The following is a 16,150-nucleotide window of genomic DNA, read 5'->3' as shown; positions in this document are numbered from 1 at the left end:
AAAGTAAAGCGGTGCCGCAACCAGTGCGGCACCGCGCAGTCCGTTTTTCGTCCGGCCTCAGGAACGCAGGCCCTTGCCCGCCGAGAACGCCTTGGCCAGGAATTCGCCCACGGCGTAGTATTCGCGCGAAACCGGGGCGAACACCACCGGGTCCACCTTGTTGATGTCGGGCAGGCCGTCGTCGCGCAGGCAGGATTCGTCCACCTTCACGTCCATGATTTCGCCGATGAACTGTGTATGCAGGCCGATTTCGATCTGGTGGATCAGCTTCAGTTCGATGGCCATGGGAAATTCGCCCACGTAGGGCGCGTCCACGTGCTCGCCCGGCACCGGGGTAAGCCCCAGCGAGGCGAACTTGTCCTCGTTCTCGCCGGAATAGATGCCCGCGTAGTCCGCGTGGCGCACATAGGCGCGCGAGGGGATGGAGATGGTGAACGCGCCGCGCTCGGTGATGGAGCGGTAGGTGTAGGTGGCCTTGCGCAGCGACACGGCGATGCTCGGCGGCTGCGAGCAGCAGATGCCCGCCCACGCCGCGGCCATGATGTTGGGGCGGGAGTCGCGGTCGTAGGTGCCCACGAGAAAGAGCGGGGTGGGATAGGCGAGGGTGCGCGCACCCAGGGATTTCTTCATGTCCGACCTCGTTTGGAATGATGGGCGCCGCCGGTGCCGGACGGCGAGGACCGGGTGCGGCAGGACGCTGGGAGCAAGTTTGGCAGACTTTGGCCTTCGCGGCAAGGCAAGTGACGACGCAATTGTCAAAATCACGCCGGCGGCGCTTGCGCGGCCCGCCGGTTTCTGGTAGCGAAATCAAGAAATTTAGCATTTCCGGCATGTTCGCATGACGGTATGCGCGGCAGGGTATGCGTGCCGGGGACGAACCCCGGGCGCGGGTGCGGTGTTGCAACGGTTCAACGAACGAGAGGAAGCACGAGCATGTTCAGAACGACCACCCTTGTGGCGGCCCTGGCCCTGGTCCTGACGCTGGCGCTTGGCGGCGTGGCCTTTGCCGAGAAGACCTACATCAACGGCATCGACGCCAACTATCCCCCCTTCGCCTACGTGGACAAGAGCGGCAAGCCCGCAGGCTTCGACGTGGATTCCATGGACTGGATCGCCAAGAAGATGGGCTTCAAGGTCACCCATCAGCCCATGGACTGGGACGGCATCATCCCCAACCTGCTGGCCAAAAAGATCGACATGGTCTGCTCTGGCATGTCCATTACCGAAGAACGCCGGGAAAAGGTCAATTTCTCGAACCCCTACTGGAACGTGAAGCAGGTCTTCATCGCCAAGAAGGGATCCACCCTCGACGCCGACAAGATCCTGAAGGGCAAGGTGAAGCTGGGCGTGCAGCGTGGCACCTCCGAGGCCGAAGCGCTGCAGAAGGACAAGGAAGCCAAGGGCTACGGCTATGACCTGCGCTTCTACGATTCCGCCCCGCTGGCCGTCGAGGACGTGCTGAACGGCCGCATCGACGCCGCCACCATGGACAACCTGCCCGCCGACGACGCCGCCTCCAAGGGCAAGGCCATCCAGGTCGTGGGCGTGTACGGCGATTCCGAGGACTTCGGCGTTGCCACCCGCAAGGAAGACGCCGAACTGCTCAAGCTGATCAACGACGGCTACAAGCTGCTGATGGCCGATCCCTACTGGGAACAGCTGAAGCAGAAGCACCTGGCCAAGAAGTAATCCGGCCGCGGGCCGCCGGGTGCGCCAGCGCCCGGCCCGGCCCCGGTTCCGGCCCCTGTCATGACCGGCCAAGATTCGTCCGTCCGGAGGGCGCGGGAAATCTCCTGTCGCCTTCCGGACCTTTTTTGGGTATGCAACCCGTTGCGCCCCGGCGCGCCATAACTGTCACAAAGGGGGGGCCGCCCGGCCCGCGTCCATGCTTGAAAGCATCGTCACCATCATAGAGGCCCTGCCGTACATTCTGGAAGGCACCCTCGTCACCGTCGCCACCGTGTTCGGGGCCATGTCGCTGGGGCTTCTGCTCGGCGTGCCCATGTCCGTGGCCCAGGTGTACGGGGCGTGGCCCGTGCGGCTTGCCGTGGGGTTCTACGTCTGGTTCTTCCGGGGCATGCCCATCCTGGTGCTGCTGCTGCTGTTCTATTTCGGGCTGTTCCAGCTCATCGGGCTGAACCTTTCCGCCTTCACCGCTTCGTGCCTGGTGCTGGGCATGACCAGCGCCGCCTACCAGTCGCAGATATTCCGGGGGGCCATCCTCTCGTTGCCGCAGGGCCAGCTGCGCGCCGCGCGCGCCCTGGGCATGAGCGACGGAACCGCCATCCGCTCCATCGTCCTGCCGCAGGCCCTGCGCCTGTCCATACCCGGCTGGTCCAACGAGTATTCCATCCTGCTCAAGGATTCCGCGCTGGCCTTCGTGCTCGGCACGCCCGAGATCATGGCCCGCACCCACTTCGTGGCCTCGCGCACCTACGAGCACCTGCCGCTGTACATGACGGCGGGCGCGCTCTACTTCGTCATCACCCTGATCGGGCTCAAGGTGCTGCGCCGTCTCGAACACAAGCTGCACATTCCGGGCTACGCCAGCCACGGACCGTTATAAGGACATCCCCATGGCCACGCCCGAAACCGTCCCCGCCCCCGGCACCCCCATCCTGCGCCTCGAGAACATCGGCAAGACCCTTGGCGGCAAGCGCATCCTGTCCTCGGTCACCATGGAGGTGGACAAGAGCCAGTTGAAGGTGCTCATCGGTCCCTCCGGCGCGGGCAAGAGCACGCTCTTGCAGTGTATCAACCACCTCATCCCGCCGGATGAGGGGCACATCTACCTCGAAGGCCGGGTGGTGGACGCCGCGCGCAAGTCCGAACTGTACGCCTTTCGCCAGCAGGTGGGGATGATCTTTCAGGATTTCAACCTGTTCGACCATCTGGACGCGCTGAACAACGTGTCCATCGCCCTGCGCAAGGTGCGCGGCATGAGCCGCAAGGCCGCCGCCGAACGGGCCATGGCCGAACTGGAGCGGGTGGGCCTGGCCAACCGCGCCGCCCTGTATCCGGCCCAGCTTTCCGGCGGCCAGAAGCAGCGCGTGGCCATCGCCCGCGCCCTGGCCATGGACCCCAAGGTCATGCTGCTGGACGAGCCCACGTCCGCCCTGGACCCCGAACTGGTGGGCGAAGTGCTGGCGGTCATTCGTGATCTTGCCCGCGGCGGCATGACCATGGTCATGGCCACCCACCAGATGGACTTCGCCCGCGCCCTGGCCCACGAAATCCTGTTCATGGAGCGGGGCAGCATCATCGAGCGCGGTTCCCCGGCCGAACTGCTGGCCCCCGGCTCCGGCACCCGCACCGCCGACTTCTGCAGCCGTCTGACCGACCTGTGCGAGGAGTGCAGCTAGTGTTCGACGTCGCGTTCCTCGTCGACCGGGTGTTCCCCCAGTTGAACGCCGGGCTGTGGATGAGCGTGAAGCTCATTGTGCCCTCGGCCGTGTTCGGCCTGCTGTTCGGGGTGGTCATCGGGGTGGTGCGGGTGTTCGGCAAGCCGTGGATGCAGCGTGCCGCCAACGCCTACACCGCCGTCTTCCGGGGCGTGCCGCTGCTGGTCCAGCTGTTCATCCTCTATTTCGGCCTGCCCAACATCGGCATCTACCTCGAGCCGTACGCCGCATCCGTGTTGGGCTTCATCCTGTGCAGCGCGGCCTACAATTCGGAATACGTGCGCGGCGCGCTGCTCTCCATCCGGCAGGGACAGCTCAGCGCGGCGCAGGCCCTGGGCTTCAGCACCATGCAGACGCTGGTCTCCATCGTGGTGCCCCAGGCCGTGCGGCGCGCGCTGCCGGGCTGCGGCAACGAGGTGGTCTACCTCATCAAGTATTCGTCCCTCGCCTACGTGATCACGTGCATCGAGCTCACGGGCGAGGCCAAGGTGCTCGCGTCCCGCACCTTCCGGTTCACCGAGGTGTTCCTGGTGGTGGGCGCGTACTACCTGTTCCTTGTCACCGTGGCTTCGTGGCTGCTCCACAAGCTGGAGGAGCGCTTCCACATTCCCGGGTTCGGCCGCCCGCGCCAGTAGCGCGTCGCATGCCGGGCCTGCTCTCCGGCGCGTTCCGCGCGCCGGGGCGGACGGAGCCCGGCGGCGGACGCCCCGCTGCCGCGCGGCCGGACCAGTGTGCCCCCATGTCCCACGTACCCCCTGCGGATTCCGGCACCGACTCCGGCGCGCCGTACGCCCCCCGCTTCGTGCTCACCGACGCCCACCGCGCCGCCATCGCGGCCGCCGTGGGCGAAGCCGCCGTGCTGCACGCCCCCGGCGAACCCTACGACCGCGACGCCTCGGAACTGCGCGCCCCCGCCGACCTGGTGGTGCTGCCCGAATCCGTGGAGCAGGTGCAGGCGCTGCTGCGCTGCGCCAGCGCCCATTCCATCCCGGTCATCCCGCGCGGCGGGGGCACCGGCCTTGCGGGCGGCTGCCTTGCCATGCGTGGCGGGGTGGTGCTGTCGCTGGAGCGCATGAACCGCATCCGCGCCATCGACACCCGCAACCTGGTGGCCGAGGTGGAGGCGGGCGTCATCTCGCAGCGCGTGCGCGACGCCGCCGCCGAGCAGGGGCTGTACTACCCGCCCGACCCGGCGGGCATGGATCGTTCCACCATCGGCGGCAACGTGGCCACCAACGCGGGCGGTCCCGCCTGCGTCAAGTACGGCGTCACCCGCGACTACGTGCTGGGCGTGGAGGCCGTGCTGCCCGGCGGCGAACTGCTGCGCGCCGGGGTGCGCACCCGCAAGGGCGTGGTGGGCTACGACATGGCCCACCTGCTGTGCGGGTCCGAAGGCACCTTGGGCGTCATCACCGCCCTGACCCTGAAGCTGGTGCCCCTGCCGCCCGCCACCGTGAGCATGGCCGTGGCCTTTCCCGACATGGCCGCCGCCATGCGCGGCGTGGCCGCCGTGCTGGGGTCCGGACACCTGCCCTCGGCCATCGAATTCCTGGACCACCGCTGCATCCGCCTGCTGGGCGAACTGCTGCCCATCCCCGTGCCCGGCGACAAGCCGTCGCTGCTGATCATCGAACTGGACGGGGCCCGCGAGCAGATCGTGCCCGAGCTTGACCTGGTGGCCGCCATCTGCCGTCGGCAAGGCGCTACCCACGTGCTGCCCGCCGCCGACGAGGAGACCCGCGCCCGCGTCTGGGGCGCGCGCCGTCAGGTGTCGCTGCGCATCCACGACTATGCCGCGCTGTACATGTCCGAGGACGTGGCCGTGCCCCTCGGCGCCATCGCCGACCTGGTGGCCGCGCTGCCCGAGTTCGAACAGCGCTATGGCATGGAGATCTTCGCCTTCGGCCACGCGGGCGACGGCAACATCCACCTCAACGTCACCGCCCCCACCCGCGACACCCGCGACATGGTGGAACAGGGCATCGTGGCGCTGGTGGGCAAGGTGCTGGAACTGGGCGGGACCATCTCCGGCGAGCACGGTATCGGCGAGGCCAAGAAGCACCTGCTGCCCCTGGAACTCTCTCCCGCCTCCATCCGCTTGCAGCGGGGCATCCGCCAGGTGTTCGACCCTCAGGGCATCATGAACCCCGGCAAGGTGTTCGGGTAAAAGGCATTTTTTGAGAGGAAGACGAATCGGGAGGGGGGAGGAAACTTTCGAGAAAGTTTCCTCCCCCCTCCCGAACCCTCCCCCTTCCTTCAAAGCTTTTCAATTGGGGGAGCTTCGCACGGTGTACTTTGGCAAACACCGTATGCGAGCCCGGCACGGTTGAAATGCCGCGTATGTTCCTCCGCTATTCCTTCAATTCCAGCACATGCAACCGGCTGTGCAGTTCCAGCCGGTCCTGCCGCGTCTCGAAGGTCAGGTCCAGCCGGTCGGTGCCCCGCAGGGCCTTGATGCGGTTGGTGCTGTCCAGCCCCGCCGCGATGGCGTCCACGAACCCCGCATCGAAGGCGATCAGCCGCACCCGCTGCGGGTGGCGTACCTTGCCCGCCAGCGTGGCCGCCAGTTGCCGGGCGTCCTTCTCCGTCCGGCGCAGGATGCGGAACGGCGTGTCCTCGCCCAGCTTGGCCGCCACCCGGTCGGTCTTGCGCGCCGCGATGTTCCCGCAGTCCAGCCACAGCCGGATGTTCCCGGCCGCGTCCAGCGAGACCAGGTCCGGCTTGTAGTGCCAGCCCACCCCTTCCTCCACGCGCGGTTCCCATTCCCGGTACAGCAGGTACCCCAGGAACTTCAGCGCGATGTGCCACGGCACCTCGCCGGGGGCCGCGTCCAGCACGATGCGGTCACGCACCGGCAGCGGCAGCCCCGATGCGGGCACCGGACGTGGGCCATAGTCGCCCATTTCCGGCACATGTCCGGTCCCGCATCCAGCCCCATGGCGAGGCTGCCGGGGCGGCACCTCCAGCGGGCGTGAACCAGGCAGGTGTTCGATGGTGCAGGTATATTTCATGCGGGCCTCGAAATGGCGGACTGCATGTTTCCGTTGACGTTACCGTGGGCTCAGGGTGCCACCGCGCGAGGGCCGATGCAAGCGGGCAGGGCGGCGATTTCCGGTCCGCATCCCGTCCCGTGCGTTGCGGAGCGTGGCGCGGGCGGGTATAGCCCAAGGCTGGCCGAGGCATCGTGCCATCGGGTGCCCGCGCGCCGCGTCGGCCGTTCCTTCATTTCCGCCTGCCACCGGAGCCGATCATGTCCGACATCACATCCCCGCAAGCTTCCCTGCGCGTTGCCGAGCGCGTGCGCAACATCCGCATTTCCGCCACCAAGCTCATGCCCATGCTGGCCGCCAAGGTGGGCGGCTGCGTGTCGCTGGGGCAGGGCGTGCCCTCGTTCCGCACGCCGGACCACATCGTCGAGGCCGTGTGCCGCGCCCTGCGCGACGACCCCACGGCCGGGCGCTACAGCCTGCAACCCGGCATGCCCGCTCTGCGCGAGGCCATCGCGGCGGACATCCTGGCCCGCAAGGGCGCGCGCTTCGACCCGGAAACGGAAATCGGCGTCACCGTGGGGGCCATGGAAGCCCTGGTGATGATCATGCTCACCGTGGTGGAGCGTGGCGACGAGGTCATCATCCCCTCGCCGGGCTACGCCTCGCACGCCGAGCAGGTGCTGATGGCCGAGGGCGTGCCCGTGCACGTGCCCCTGCGCGCGGCCGACTGGGGGCTGGACGTGGACGCGGTGCGCGCCGCCGTCACCCCGCGCACCCGGGCCATCATCGTGTGCAGCCCCGGCAACCCCACCGGCGGGGTGTACGACGACGCGGACGTGCGCGCCCTGTGCGGCCTGGCCCTGGAGCACGACCTGGTGCTCATCGTGGACGACACCTACGACTACATGGTGTACGGCGAACAGCCGGGTTCGCCCCGTTTCTCGCCCCGCTTTTCTCCGGTGGCCCAGCCCGAGTTGCGCCGCCACGTCATCACCGTGAATTCCTTTTCCAAGAAGTACGCCCTGACCGGGTGGCGTGTGGGCTACGTGGCCGCCGACGCCGCGTGGATGGCGGAACTGCTGAAGGTGCACGACGCCACGGCGGTGTGCGCGCCCACCGTGTCGCAGCACGCGGCGCTGGCCGCGCTGACCGGTCCGCAGGACTGCGTGGCCGCCATGCGCGCGGCCCTGGCCGCCCGGCGCGGCCTGACCTGCCGCAGGCTCGACGCGCTGGCCCCGCACTTCACCTACGTGCCGCCGCGCGGCGCGTTCTACGCCATGGCCCGCTACGCCTTCACCGACGCCGACTCCATGGCCGTGGCCCGCCGCGTGTTGGAAGAGGCGCGGGTGATCACCGTGCCGGGCGGCTCGTTCGGCCCCACGGGCGAACGCCACCTGCGGCTGTCCTTCGGCATGGACGAGGCGGAACTGACCGAAGCCTTCGACCGCATCCAGAACTGGGTGGCGGCCCTGTAGATGGCCCGGCGCAGGATTCTCGTGGACGGCCCGGCGCGCGGGGCAGGGCCGGACCCGCTGGCGGGCACCGGCTGGCCGGACCACGTGGGGGAACTGGCCGCCGGGAGGCATCTGGAAACGCTGGCCGTGGTGGAGGGGCTGCGCTCCCAAGGCCGTATCATTTACCCCGCCCGTGCCGACGTGTTCCGGGCGCTGTGCGTCACCCCGTGGGACGCGGTGCGGGTGGTCATTCTGGGGCAGGACCCCTACCACGGGCCGGGACAGGCCCATGGCCTGGCCTTTTCGGTGCCGGACGGCGTGCCTCTGCCGCGTTCCCTGCGCAACATCTTCAAGGAGGTGGCCGCAGACTGCGGCCAGGAATCCGGCCATCTCGCGTGTCCGGCGGGCGATACATCCGGTGACGCACCGCTGCTCACGCCGTTCGCCAACGCGCCCACCACGCCCCGTGAACCCTCGGGCGACCTGTCGCGTTGGGCCGCGCAGGGGGTGCTGCTGCTGAACACGGTGCTTACCGTGGAGAACGGGCAGCCCAACAGCCATGCGGGCCTCGGCTGGGAGGCGGTGACGCGGGACATCGTGGCCGCGCTGGGCGCGCGCACGCGGCCGTGCGCCTTCCTGCTGTGGGGCAGGCCCGCGCACGGGTTCGCGGACCTGGTGACTAATCCGGCGCATCTGGTGCTTACGGCGGCGCATCCCTCGCCGCTGTCGGCGTCACGCGGGTTCTTCGGCTGCCGTCACTTCTCGCGGGTCAACGCGTGGCTGATCGAGCGGGGGGAGGTTCCCATCCACTGGTAGGCGGGGAGCGGAACGTGGGAACGTTCGCGGCGGCTGTCCCGGATTCCGGGTCGGCCGCCGTCGTCATTCCAGCGAAAAATTATCGTCGTCGCGCCAGTGGACCATGGCGCGGGTGATGCCCAGGGCCGCGTAGGCGTCCACCAGCCCGTTGGCGTGGCCCCACAGCAGCCCGCGCAACCGGCGCGGTACGCCGAAGCGCGCGGGCGGCCCCGGCAGGCGGGCCACGTGCGCAGCCACGTGGCGGCGCAGGGCTTCGGCCTTGGCCAGTTGCCCCAAGGCCGGATGCACCGGCCCGGCCAGCACCGCGTCATCCAGCCCGTCCTCCGGCGAAAGGCCCATGCGCACCACGGCCACCCCGCGCGCCCAGGCGGCCAGCAGGCCGCCGGCCAGGGCGTCCACCGTGGTTTCCAGCAGCCACGGGGCATAGTCTCCAGCCCGCCAGCGCTCGGCCAGCGGGGTGCCGCGCAGCACCAGGCAGGGATAGAAGCGCAGGAAGGCGGCCAAGGGGAGCGTCCCGGCGGTATCGGGCAGCAGGGCGGTACGCACGTCGGCGCGGAATACTTCCGGCGTCACCCCCGGCATGCCGGGCATCAACTGCACCCCCAATTCCAGCCCGGCCCCGGCCACCATGGCGCAGGCGGCGCGGGCCGCTTCTCCGGCGTACCCCCGTCCGGATGCGGACAGGGCCGCGTCGTCGAAGCTCTGCACCCCCAGTTCCACGCAATCCATGCCCGCCGCGCGCAGTCCGGCAAGATCGCGTTCCGTCACCGCGTCGGGCCGGGTGGAGCAGCGTACCCGGCAGATCACGCCGCGTTGGAGCCAGCGCCGGGCCAAGTCCAGGCAGGCGGCGCGCTCCGCTTCGGGCAGCAGGGTGAACGTGCCGCCGTAAAAGGCGATTTCCAGCGGGGCCGGGGATTTTCCGGGTTCCGGCGTGGTGCCAATGTCCCGCGCCCCGTCCATCTGCCGTGCCTCGTGCTCCAGCCGCGTTTCGGCCTGGGCCAGGGCGCGGACCACCGTGACGGCCCCCCCGCGCTGGCCGGTCTGCACGTCCTGCGCGCAGAACACGCAGCGCGTGGGACACCCGGCGAAGGGCAGGAAAACCGGCAGGATGCGCGGCCTGTTGTGAGGCGATCCGGGCGGGGCTCCGGCCCATGTGACGGCAGGCCCGGAATCCGCGCCGCGCCTGCATTCCGGCCCGGCAGGACGGGCATTGCCGGGCCTGCGGCCGCCACAAGCGGGCTCGGGGACCGGAAAAATCAATGCCGACATGATTGCCTTGTGTTGCTGATGTGTTACTATCAAAGCGTAGTTGATGGTTCCAGCGGCGGCAATGTGCCCCTTTCCGATCGCGCGGCCCTCCCTTTCGGGGCAGGGAGCGGGCACGGGAAAGGCAGGGCGCGCTATACTCTCTTTCCTGAAAGGGAGTTGGAGGGGTGTCCGCAGGCGCCGCCGCCATGGACGATGGCACGGAAGCCCTTGTGCCGCAAGGCGTGGCAACCCGGCATAATCTTGCAAGATTTTGCTTGCGGTTGCGTCTTTGACTGTGTATATAACTAGTTACATGCCCGCTGCTTCGCGCCGGTACGCGCGGACGAATGATTTCAAAGTGTTTCATGTGACGGAGAATCCATGTCCCAATCCGATTGCATCTTCTGCAGGATAGTGCGTGGCGAAATTCCCTGCGCGCAACTCTACGCCGACGACCACGTGCTCTCCTTTCTGGACATCGGGCCCGTCAACCGGGGCCATGCGCTGGTCGTTCCCAGGGAACACCACCGCACGGTGCTCGACATGCCCGCGCGGCTCGGCGAACACATCATCGCCGCCCAGCAGCGCGTTGGACGCGCCGTCATGGAGGCCACCGGAGCGGAAGGGCTGAACATATTCCAGAACAACTTCGCGGCGGCGGGACAGGTGGTGTTCCACGTCCACTGGCATCTGGTGCCCCGCTTTCCCGGCGACGGCCACGAACTGTGGCCGCAGGGGCAGTATGGCAGCATCGACGAGATGCAGGCGCTCGCGAAGGCCATCAGGGAACGCATGGAGTAGCCGGCAGCACCGGCCCGGAGGACAGTATGAGCGGCAAGACCCTGACCAAGGCGGAAATCGTCGATGCCATCTATGAAAAGACCGACAGGAACCGCGCCGAAGTGAAAGGCGTTGTCGAGTCGCTTCTCGGCATCATGAAGCAGGCGATCAAGAAGGATCATGCCCTGCTCATAAGCGGATTCGGCAAGTTCGAGGCCTACGACAAGAAGGCCCGCAAGGGGCGCAACCCGCAGACCGACGAAACCATCACCCTGCCCCCGCGCAAGGTCGTGGTGTTCCGCCTGTCGCGCAAGTTCCGCGCCGAACTCAACGACGAATAGCGCGTTTTCGCGCACCCGCCCGGCCACGGGCCGCAAGGGTTTTCGGCGCCGCTCCCCGGCCGGGGGGCGGCGTCGGTGTTTTTTCGGGGGCAGGAATGGAGGGGAGGGCGCGCGGGCCTTGCCGCCGGAAGGGCGGTGGAGAGGGGGCGGAGCCGCGTCAGGCGGTGCGGGCGCACCGTGAGCGCGGGGTCACTCCGTCAGGCGCGCGTGCAGTCGGTGCAGGGTGCGCAGGGTGGTGTTCAGGTCCGCATCGGGAATGCCCTCGAACAGTTCGTCGCGCACGGCGACTCCCACGGCGACCACGGATGCGGCCAGCGCGCGCCCCGTTTCCGTGAGCTCCAGCAGGTTGGCGCGGCGGTCGTCCGGGTTCTGGATGCGTCGCAGGTGGCCTTCGGCCTCCAGCCTGTCGATCTGGCGGACCAGGGTGGACCCTTCGATGCCGATGTGCCGGGCCAGTTGGATTTGCGTCTGCGAACCGACCCACGCGAGGGTCCAGAGCACGCCCCCGGAGGCGAGGGTGAGCCCCAGCGGTTTCAGCCGCTGGTCCATGCGCGTGCGCCAGGCGCGGGACAGATCGCCCACGAGGGAGCCGAGGCGGTGCGAGGTGCGGGCATCCGGAAGGTCGTCGTCGGGCGGCATGGCGCTCCTGCTGGCTGTAGGTGACCGGGCGTGCACATCCGGGATATGTGGCGGCCCCGCGCGTTGTCAATGTCTGCGCGAGGTCGGGGCACGACGACGCTTGGCCAGGCGAGGCCCGGGCTAAAAATCGTATCGCAGGCGCAGGAACAAGGCGGGCGCGTCGTCTAGGTCGTGGGTGTCCCTCTCTTCGCCGTCCTTGTCGTAGACGCCCATTTCGCGCCGGGTCAGGTACTCCGCGCCCAGGGTCAGGGTAAGGTCTTCCAGCGGGGTGATGTCGATGTAGCCGCCGAGGGTGAGGGACGAGGTCTTCATGTACCCCTCGTGCTCCACGGGGCTGTCGTCGGCCAGGCGGTAGGTGGTGCCTTCCAGGCGGCCGCCCAGGCGGAATGAGAAGATGTCCGAGGTGCGATAGCGCAGCATGGTTTCGGGAATGCCCACCGTGGCCGAAAAGCCGGGGTCGTGCTGGTTGCCCCAATCGGCTGCGGCAAGGGGCATGGCCCGCACACCGATGGGGTGCGCCCAGGCGGCAACGCCACCGCGCAGGCGGACGTCGCCCAGCGCCCAGGTAAGCCCGGCCGAACCGGAAACGCTCCAGGCGTCGTCCATTTCCTCTTCCCAGCCCGCGCTCACGGCCGTACCGGCGAACCAGCCCAGTCCACCGACGCCCGACTGGCCGGAGATGTCAGCGCGCAGACGCAGCAGGTGCAACTGTTCCCATGGGGTGTCGCCCTTGCCGAAGGGCAGGTCGCTGGTGTCCGACCAGTCGTATCGGCGGTTCAGGTATTCGACGCCGAACCAGCGGTAGCGAATGGCCGCCCCCGTTTCGGTGACGGAAACGGAGCCGCCGCCGTCCACGTCGGCCTCGCCCACGGCGCGGCCCGTTACCGACACGTCGAAGTCGTTGTCGGCGGCATGGGACGGGGAAGGGGCAAGGCAGCAGGCCGTCCCCAGCAACAGCGCAGACAGGCGGACGAGGCAGGCGGTGCGCCCCAGGGCGGCGAAAATCGGACGGGACATGAACGGCTCCTGCATGCAGCGCGTGGGATGCACGCCGTGTTGCGGTTGACGAACGGGGAAGCGTCGAAGGGTGGTGCGGCGGCAACGTTCGGATAAGCGGACGCCGAAGCATGGCGTGGCATATTAAATGAGCCTTCATATTATTTTGTAGCTAATAATATTTAGGCGCATAATTTGTCTGGCGACGCATGTCAAGCGGATTGCCTGCGGCGGGCAGCGACAGGAGTGGCGGCGGGAGTGGGAAGGAAGCGGGAAGGATCAGGCGGTGCGGGCGCGCCGTGAGCGCGGGGCGTTTTAGCCCCGGCGGTCCCGGAATTCGCGCGCCGCGCGCACCATGGCCGGAGCCCAGTGGGGCACGGCGGGCGCGAAGATGTGGGTGTACGAGGCCATGGTGTTGTGGCGCAGCAGGCCGTCGCGGCCATCGCCCATGCCGGTGACATGGCCGGACTGGGCCGTCAGGCGCAGGACGCAGGGCAGGTCGGCCCCGGCATCGCAGGGCACACAGCGCGAGTAATGGAACTCGTGCCCGCGAAACGACGTGCCCACGGGGTGGAAGGGGTTGTCCAGCACGGGGGCGGCGTCCACGTAGCCGAGGCCTTGCGGCTTTGGGTGGAACTCGGTGCGCACCGGAAAGATGTCGGCCATGGGGTGCTCGACGCCATGCATGATTATGGACCGGCCCAGCACCATGAAGCCCCCGCATTCGGCGTAGATGGGCAGGCCCGCTTCGGAAAGGACGCGCAGCCGGTCCAGCGCGGGGCGGTTGGCCGCAAGGCGGGCCGCCAGTGTTTCCGGAAAGCCTCCGCCCAGGTACAGGCCGTCCAGTTCCGGCCACGGCGCGCCGTCCAGCAGCGAGAGGCGGACGAGATCGGCCCCGGCGTGGCGTAGGGCCTGGAGGTTCTCCTCGTAGTAGAACCACAGGGCTGCGTCGTGCACGTAGCCGATGCGCGGGCGGGGCGCGGCGGGCGGTGCGCCGTCCGGTTGCTCCGCGCCGGGCAGCAGCGACCACAGGTCGGCCACCGGTCCCTGCGGCGCGGGCGCGGCGGTGGCCACCTGGCGCAGGCGGTGCAGGTCCACGTGTTCAGCCATGATGTCCGCCACCCGGTCCAGCCCGGCCACGCATTCCTCGTGCTCCATGCCGGAGACGAGGCCCATGTGCCGCTCGGGGATGGGATTATCGGCGATCTTGGGCAGCACGCCCAGCACCGGCACGTCGGTGTAGTGCTCGATGGTTTCGCGCAGCACGGCGCGATGGCGCGCCCCCGCCGTGCGGTTCAGGATCACCCCCGCGATGTGCACGTCCGGCTCGAAGTGCCGCAGCCCGGCCACGATGGCGGCCGCCGTGCGGGTCATCTTGGTGCAATCCATGACCACCACTACCGGCGCGCCGAGGATGCGCGCCAGCTCCGCCGTGGAGCAGCTGCCGGACAGGTCCCGCCCGTCGAACAGCCCCCGGTTGCCCTCGATGACGGCGATGTCATATGGGCCGGGAGGGCTGAGCGGACCAGCCGGGCCGGGCCGCCGCAATCCGGCGTCGTCCCCTGCCGCGCCGGTCAGGCCGCATTGCGTCCAGAACAGCGAGCGCAGCATGTCCGCGTCGAGGAAATAGGGGTCCAGGTTGGTGGCGGGGTGTCCGGCAGCCAAGGCCAGCCACCAGGCGTCGATGTAGTCCGGCCCCTTCTTGCAGGGTTTCACCGCAAGGCCCGAGCGCGCAAGGGCGCGCACGACGCCAAGGGATACCAGCGTCTTGCCCGAGCCGCCGGAAAGCCCGGCGATGACGATGCGCGGAAGGTTCATGCAGCCAATGCGCCGGGACGTCCGGCCGGTGTGCGGTGGCGGAAAGGGAGGCGGCGCGCGGCCCGGCAAGGCCGGGCGGCACTGCCGGGGCGAGCTTCAGTGGGCCGCGTCGTGCACGGGCATGCACGGGCGTGCATATGAAAAGAGCGTATGAACCTTGCAGTCCATACGCCTTTTCGGAAAAACAGTTCCCCGGCGTGGAGAACTACTATTCGCCCTCGGCCCCGGCCTGCTTGCCGGCGCCCTTGAGGCCGTACATGGTGGTGCTGCCGGAGGACCAGTATTCCAGAACTTCGGCGTTCACCAGCGCGGTGAGGATCTTCTTCACTTCGCGCGGGCCCTTGTCGGGGAACAGGTCGAGAAAGTCGTTGAAGTAGAACTTGCTCTTCGAGCCGGCCTTGGACTGCAGGAATCCCACGACCTTGTTCTTGGCTTCTTCCATGGATAGCCCCTTTGGTTATCCGGGGGCGGCAAACCCGCCCCCGGAATGTGATTGCCGTCCGGCTTAGAACTTGAACTGGGTGCTCTGACGCCAGGTGTAGTAGGCCGGGTCGCGGAAGTCGTCGATGAGGTGGTGGGTGAACTCAAGGCCGGTCAGCTTGAAGAAGCTTTCCCAGCCGATGCGCTCGGCCCATTCGCCCAGACGTTCGTACTTGTTCGCGTTGGCGGCGTACACCTCGATGATGTGCTTGATCTTCGCGGTGAGCGAGGGCCAGCGCGGCATTTCGTTCGGGATGTAGGCCACGACGACCTTGGAGAACTTGGGCATGGAGATGCGGTTGGAAACCTTGCCACCCACCATGATCACGCAGCCGTCGCCTTCGCCGTCGGAGATCGGCAGGGCGGGGCACATGGTGTAGCAGTTACCGCAGTACATGCAGCGGTCGTTCTTGATGGCGATGGAGTTCAGCTTCTTGTCGCCGATTTCCACCTTGGTGGGACGCACGGCGGCGGTGGGGCAGGCGGAAACGGCCAGCGGGATTTCGCACAGCTGGTCGGTCCACTCGTGGTCGATCATCGGGGGCTTGCGGTGGATGCCCACCACGCCGATGTCGGAGCAGTGCACCGCGCCGCACATGTTGATGCAGCAGGCCAGCGAGATGCGGACCGGGGCGGGCAGACGCATGGACTGGAAGTCGGAGAAGACTTCGTCCATGATCGCCTTGACCGGGCCCGAGGCGTCGGTGGCGGGGGTGTGGCAGTGCACCCAGCCCTGGGTGTGCACGATGTTGGACACACCGGCGCCGGTGCCGCCGATGGGGAACTTGTTGGAGCCGCCGGCGAACTTGCGCGAGGCCAGGTCTTCCTTCAGCGCCTTCAGGCCCGCTTCGGTGTCGACCATGAACTCGACGTTGTTGCGGGTGGTGAAGCGCAGGAAGCCGCCGCAGTGCTTGTCGGCGATGTCGCACATCTCGCGGATGTGGGTGATCGACATCAGGCGGGCGGCGCCCACGCGCACGGTGTACACCTTGTCGCCGGATTCGGCGGCATGCATGAGCACGCCGGGTTCCAGGATTTCATGATACAGCCACTTCCCGAAGTTCTTGGCGATGAACGGGGGGAAGAAGGAGTCGTGCTTGCGGGGGCCGATGTCCGTGATACGGTTTTCCATCGGCTTTTCGGGATTGTACCCGGAAGAGATGAATGCCATGATGTGCTACCCCTCT

Annotated in this window: 17 protein-coding genes; 9 read left to right on the top strand and 8 right to left on the bottom strand. The window is 68.0% G+C overall.

Features of this window, described 5'->3' with window-relative positions; genetic code table 11:
- Positions 1 to 57 precede the first annotated feature (57 nt).
- Positions 58 to 630 (bottom strand): flavin reductase family protein, encoded by a 573-nt coding sequence (locus ACR4XJ_RS10200; RefSeq protein ID WP_333504697.1) that lies wholly within the window; start codon positions 628 to 630, stop codon positions 58 to 60.
- A 303-nt stretch (positions 631 to 933) separates the two neighbouring features.
- On the opposite strand from ACR4XJ_RS10200, the gene ACR4XJ_RS10195 reads away from it, so the two are divergent.
- The 5 genes from ACR4XJ_RS10195 to ACR4XJ_RS10175 all read left to right on the top strand — a co-directional run bounded on the left by ACR4XJ_RS10195 (position 934) and on the right by ACR4XJ_RS10175 (position 5,568).
- Positions 934 to 1,689 (top strand): ABC transporter substrate-binding protein, encoded by a 756-nt coding sequence (locus ACR4XJ_RS10195; RefSeq protein WP_434755106.1) that lies wholly within the window; start codon positions 934 to 936, stop codon positions 1,687 to 1,689.
- Between the two features lie 196 nt (positions 1,690 to 1,885).
- Positions 1,886 to 2,566, top strand: coding sequence for an amino acid ABC transporter permease (locus ACR4XJ_RS10190; RefSeq protein ID WP_434755105.1), 681 nt, complete (start codon positions 1,886 to 1,888; stop codon positions 2,564 to 2,566).
- A gap of 10 nt (positions 2,567 to 2,576) precedes the next feature.
- Positions 2,577 to 3,362 carry an amino acid ABC transporter ATP-binding protein gene (locus ACR4XJ_RS10185; RefSeq protein ID WP_434755104.1) on the top strand — a complete coding sequence of 262 codons (786 nt, stop codon included), beginning with the start codon at positions 2,577 to 2,579 and terminating at the stop codon, positions 3,360 to 3,362.
- Positions 3,362 to 4,036 (top strand): amino acid ABC transporter permease, encoded by a 675-nt coding sequence (locus ACR4XJ_RS10180; protein ID WP_434755103.1) that lies wholly within the window; start codon positions 3,362 to 3,364, stop codon positions 4,034 to 4,036. The genes ACR4XJ_RS10185 and ACR4XJ_RS10180 overlap by 1 nt, the downstream gene beginning before the upstream one ends.
- A gap of 104 nt (positions 4,037 to 4,140) precedes the next feature.
- Entirely contained in the window at positions 4,141 to 5,568 is a 1,428-nt protein-coding gene (locus tag ACR4XJ_RS10175; protein ID WP_434755102.1) for an FAD-binding oxidoreductase, read from the top strand.
- A 184-nt stretch (positions 5,569 to 5,752) separates the two neighbouring features.
- On the opposite strand, the gene ACR4XJ_RS10170 is transcribed toward ACR4XJ_RS10175, so the two are convergent.
- Positions 5,753 to 6,412: a hypothetical protein gene (locus ACR4XJ_RS10170; protein WP_434755101.1), complete on the bottom strand. Its 660-nt coding sequence runs from the start codon at positions 6,410 to 6,412 to the stop codon at positions 5,753 to 5,755.
- A 239-nt stretch (positions 6,413 to 6,651) separates the two neighbouring features.
- On the opposite strand from ACR4XJ_RS10170, the gene ACR4XJ_RS10165 reads away from it, so the two are divergent.
- Together ACR4XJ_RS10165 and ACR4XJ_RS10160 are read left to right on the top strand one after the other, a co-directional pair.
- Positions 6,652 to 7,866 carry a pyridoxal phosphate-dependent aminotransferase gene (locus ACR4XJ_RS10165; protein WP_434755100.1) on the top strand — a complete coding sequence of 405 codons (1,215 nt, stop codon included), beginning with the start codon at positions 6,652 to 6,654 and terminating at the stop codon, positions 7,864 to 7,866.
- Complete coding sequence (locus tag ACR4XJ_RS10160) at positions 7,867 to 8,661, top strand: uracil-DNA glycosylase (RefSeq protein ID WP_434755099.1); 795 nt, start codon at positions 7,867 to 7,869, stop codon at positions 8,659 to 8,661. It begins immediately after the preceding gene.
- A 63-nt stretch (positions 8,662 to 8,724) separates the two neighbouring features.
- Here ACR4XJ_RS10160 and ACR4XJ_RS10155 read toward each other — a convergent pair whose 3' ends face one another.
- Positions 8,725 to 9,768, bottom strand: coding sequence for a radical SAM protein (locus ACR4XJ_RS10155; protein ID WP_434755173.1), 1,044 nt, complete (start codon positions 9,766 to 9,768; stop codon positions 8,725 to 8,727).
- Positions 9,769 to 10,290: 522 nt separating this feature from the next.
- Here ACR4XJ_RS10155 and ACR4XJ_RS10150 point away from each other — a divergent pair.
- Together ACR4XJ_RS10150 and ACR4XJ_RS10145 are read left to right on the top strand one after the other, a co-directional pair.
- Positions 10,291 to 10,710: an HIT family protein gene (locus ACR4XJ_RS10150; RefSeq protein WP_434755098.1), complete on the top strand. Its 420-nt coding sequence runs from the start codon at positions 10,291 to 10,293 to the stop codon at positions 10,708 to 10,710.
- Between the two features lie 26 nt (positions 10,711 to 10,736).
- Positions 10,737 to 11,030: an integration host factor subunit alpha gene (locus ACR4XJ_RS10145; RefSeq protein ID WP_007524232.1), complete on the top strand. Its 294-nt coding sequence runs from the start codon at positions 10,737 to 10,739 to the stop codon at positions 11,028 to 11,030.
- Positions 11,031 to 11,219: 189 nt separating this feature from the next.
- On the opposite strand, the gene ACR4XJ_RS10140 is transcribed toward ACR4XJ_RS10145, so the two are convergent.
- From ACR4XJ_RS10140 to dsrB, 5 genes are all read right to left on the bottom strand, one after another.
- A complete protein-coding gene (locus ACR4XJ_RS10140) occupies positions 11,220 to 11,669 on the bottom strand; it encodes a MarR family winged helix-turn-helix transcriptional regulator (protein WP_434755097.1) in 450 nt (149 codons plus the stop codon).
- Positions 11,670 to 11,789: 120 nt separating this feature from the next.
- Positions 11,790 to 12,686 (bottom strand): hypothetical protein, encoded by an 897-nt coding sequence (locus tag ACR4XJ_RS10135; protein ID WP_434755096.1) that lies wholly within the window; start codon positions 12,684 to 12,686, stop codon positions 11,790 to 11,792.
- A 294-nt stretch (positions 12,687 to 12,980) separates the two neighbouring features.
- Positions 12,981 to 14,483: a cobyrinate a,c-diamide synthase gene (locus tag ACR4XJ_RS10130; protein WP_434755095.1), complete on the bottom strand. Its 1,503-nt coding sequence runs from the start codon at positions 14,481 to 14,483 to the stop codon at positions 12,981 to 12,983.
- Between the two features lie 208 nt (positions 14,484 to 14,691).
- Positions 14,692 to 14,925 carry a dissimilatory sulfite reductase D family protein gene (locus ACR4XJ_RS10125; RefSeq protein ID WP_333504709.1) on the bottom strand — a complete coding sequence of 78 codons (234 nt, stop codon included), beginning with the start codon at positions 14,923 to 14,925 and terminating at the stop codon, positions 14,692 to 14,694.
- A gap of 63 nt (positions 14,926 to 14,988) precedes the next feature.
- Complete coding sequence (gene dsrB / locus ACR4XJ_RS10120; RefSeq protein ID WP_333504710.1) at positions 14,989 to 16,134, bottom strand: dissimilatory-type sulfite reductase subunit beta; 1,146 nt, start codon at positions 16,132 to 16,134, stop codon at positions 14,989 to 14,991.
- Positions 16,135 to 16,150: the final 16 nt, after the last annotated feature.

This window comes from Nitratidesulfovibrio sp. D1 (genome assembly GCF_051133415.1).
Classification (GTDB): domain Bacteria; phylum Desulfobacterota; class Desulfovibrionia; order Desulfovibrionales; family Desulfovibrionaceae; genus Cupidesulfovibrio.
This window is presented reverse-complemented; position numbering and strand designations above follow the sequence as displayed.

Coding starts and splice junctions, on each gene's coding strand:
- ACR4XJ_RS10135 (WP_434755096.1), bottom strand. CDS start 12,686: ATGTCCCGTCCGATTTTCGCCGCCCTGGGGCGCACCGCCTGCCTCGTC.
- ACR4XJ_RS10170 (WP_434755101.1), bottom strand. CDS start 6,412: ATGAAATATACCTGCACCATCGAACACCTGCCTGGTTCACGCCCGCTG.
- ACR4XJ_RS10130 (WP_434755095.1), bottom strand. CDS start 14,483: ATGAACCTTCCGCGCATCGTCATCGCCGGGCTTTCCGGCGGCTCGGGC.
- ACR4XJ_RS10140 (WP_434755097.1), bottom strand. CDS start 11,669: ATGCCGCCCGACGACGACCTTCCGGATGCCCGCACCTCGCACCGCCTC.
- ACR4XJ_RS10145 (WP_007524232.1), top strand. CDS start 10,737: ATGAGCGGCAAGACCCTGACCAAGGCGGAAATCGTCGATGCCATCTAT.
- ACR4XJ_RS10185 (WP_434755104.1), top strand. CDS start 2,577: ATGGCCACGCCCGAAACCGTCCCCGCCCCCGGCACCCCCATCCTGCGC.
- ACR4XJ_RS10195 (WP_434755106.1), top strand. CDS start 934: ATGTTCAGAACGACCACCCTTGTGGCGGCCCTGGCCCTGGTCCTGACG.
- ACR4XJ_RS10160 (WP_434755099.1), top strand. CDS start 7,867: ATGGCCCGGCGCAGGATTCTCGTGGACGGCCCGGCGCGCGGGGCAGGG.
- ACR4XJ_RS10200 (WP_333504697.1), bottom strand. CDS start 630: ATGAAGAAATCCCTGGGTGCGCGCACCCTCGCCTATCCCACCCCGCTC.
- dsrB (WP_333504710.1), bottom strand. CDS start 16,134: ATGGCATTCATCTCTTCCGGGTACAATCCCGAAAAGCCGATGGAAAAC.
- ACR4XJ_RS10190 (WP_434755105.1), top strand. CDS start 1,886: ATGCTTGAAAGCATCGTCACCATCATAGAGGCCCTGCCGTACATTCTG.
- ACR4XJ_RS10150 (WP_434755098.1), top strand. CDS start 10,291: ATGTCCCAATCCGATTGCATCTTCTGCAGGATAGTGCGTGGCGAAATT.
- ACR4XJ_RS10175 (WP_434755102.1), top strand. CDS start 4,141: ATGTCCCACGTACCCCCTGCGGATTCCGGCACCGACTCCGGCGCGCCG.
- ACR4XJ_RS10165 (WP_434755100.1), top strand. CDS start 6,652: ATGTCCGACATCACATCCCCGCAAGCTTCCCTGCGCGTTGCCGAGCGC.
- ACR4XJ_RS10125 (WP_333504709.1), bottom strand. CDS start 14,925: ATGGAAGAAGCCAAGAACAAGGTCGTGGGATTCCTGCAGTCCAAGGCC.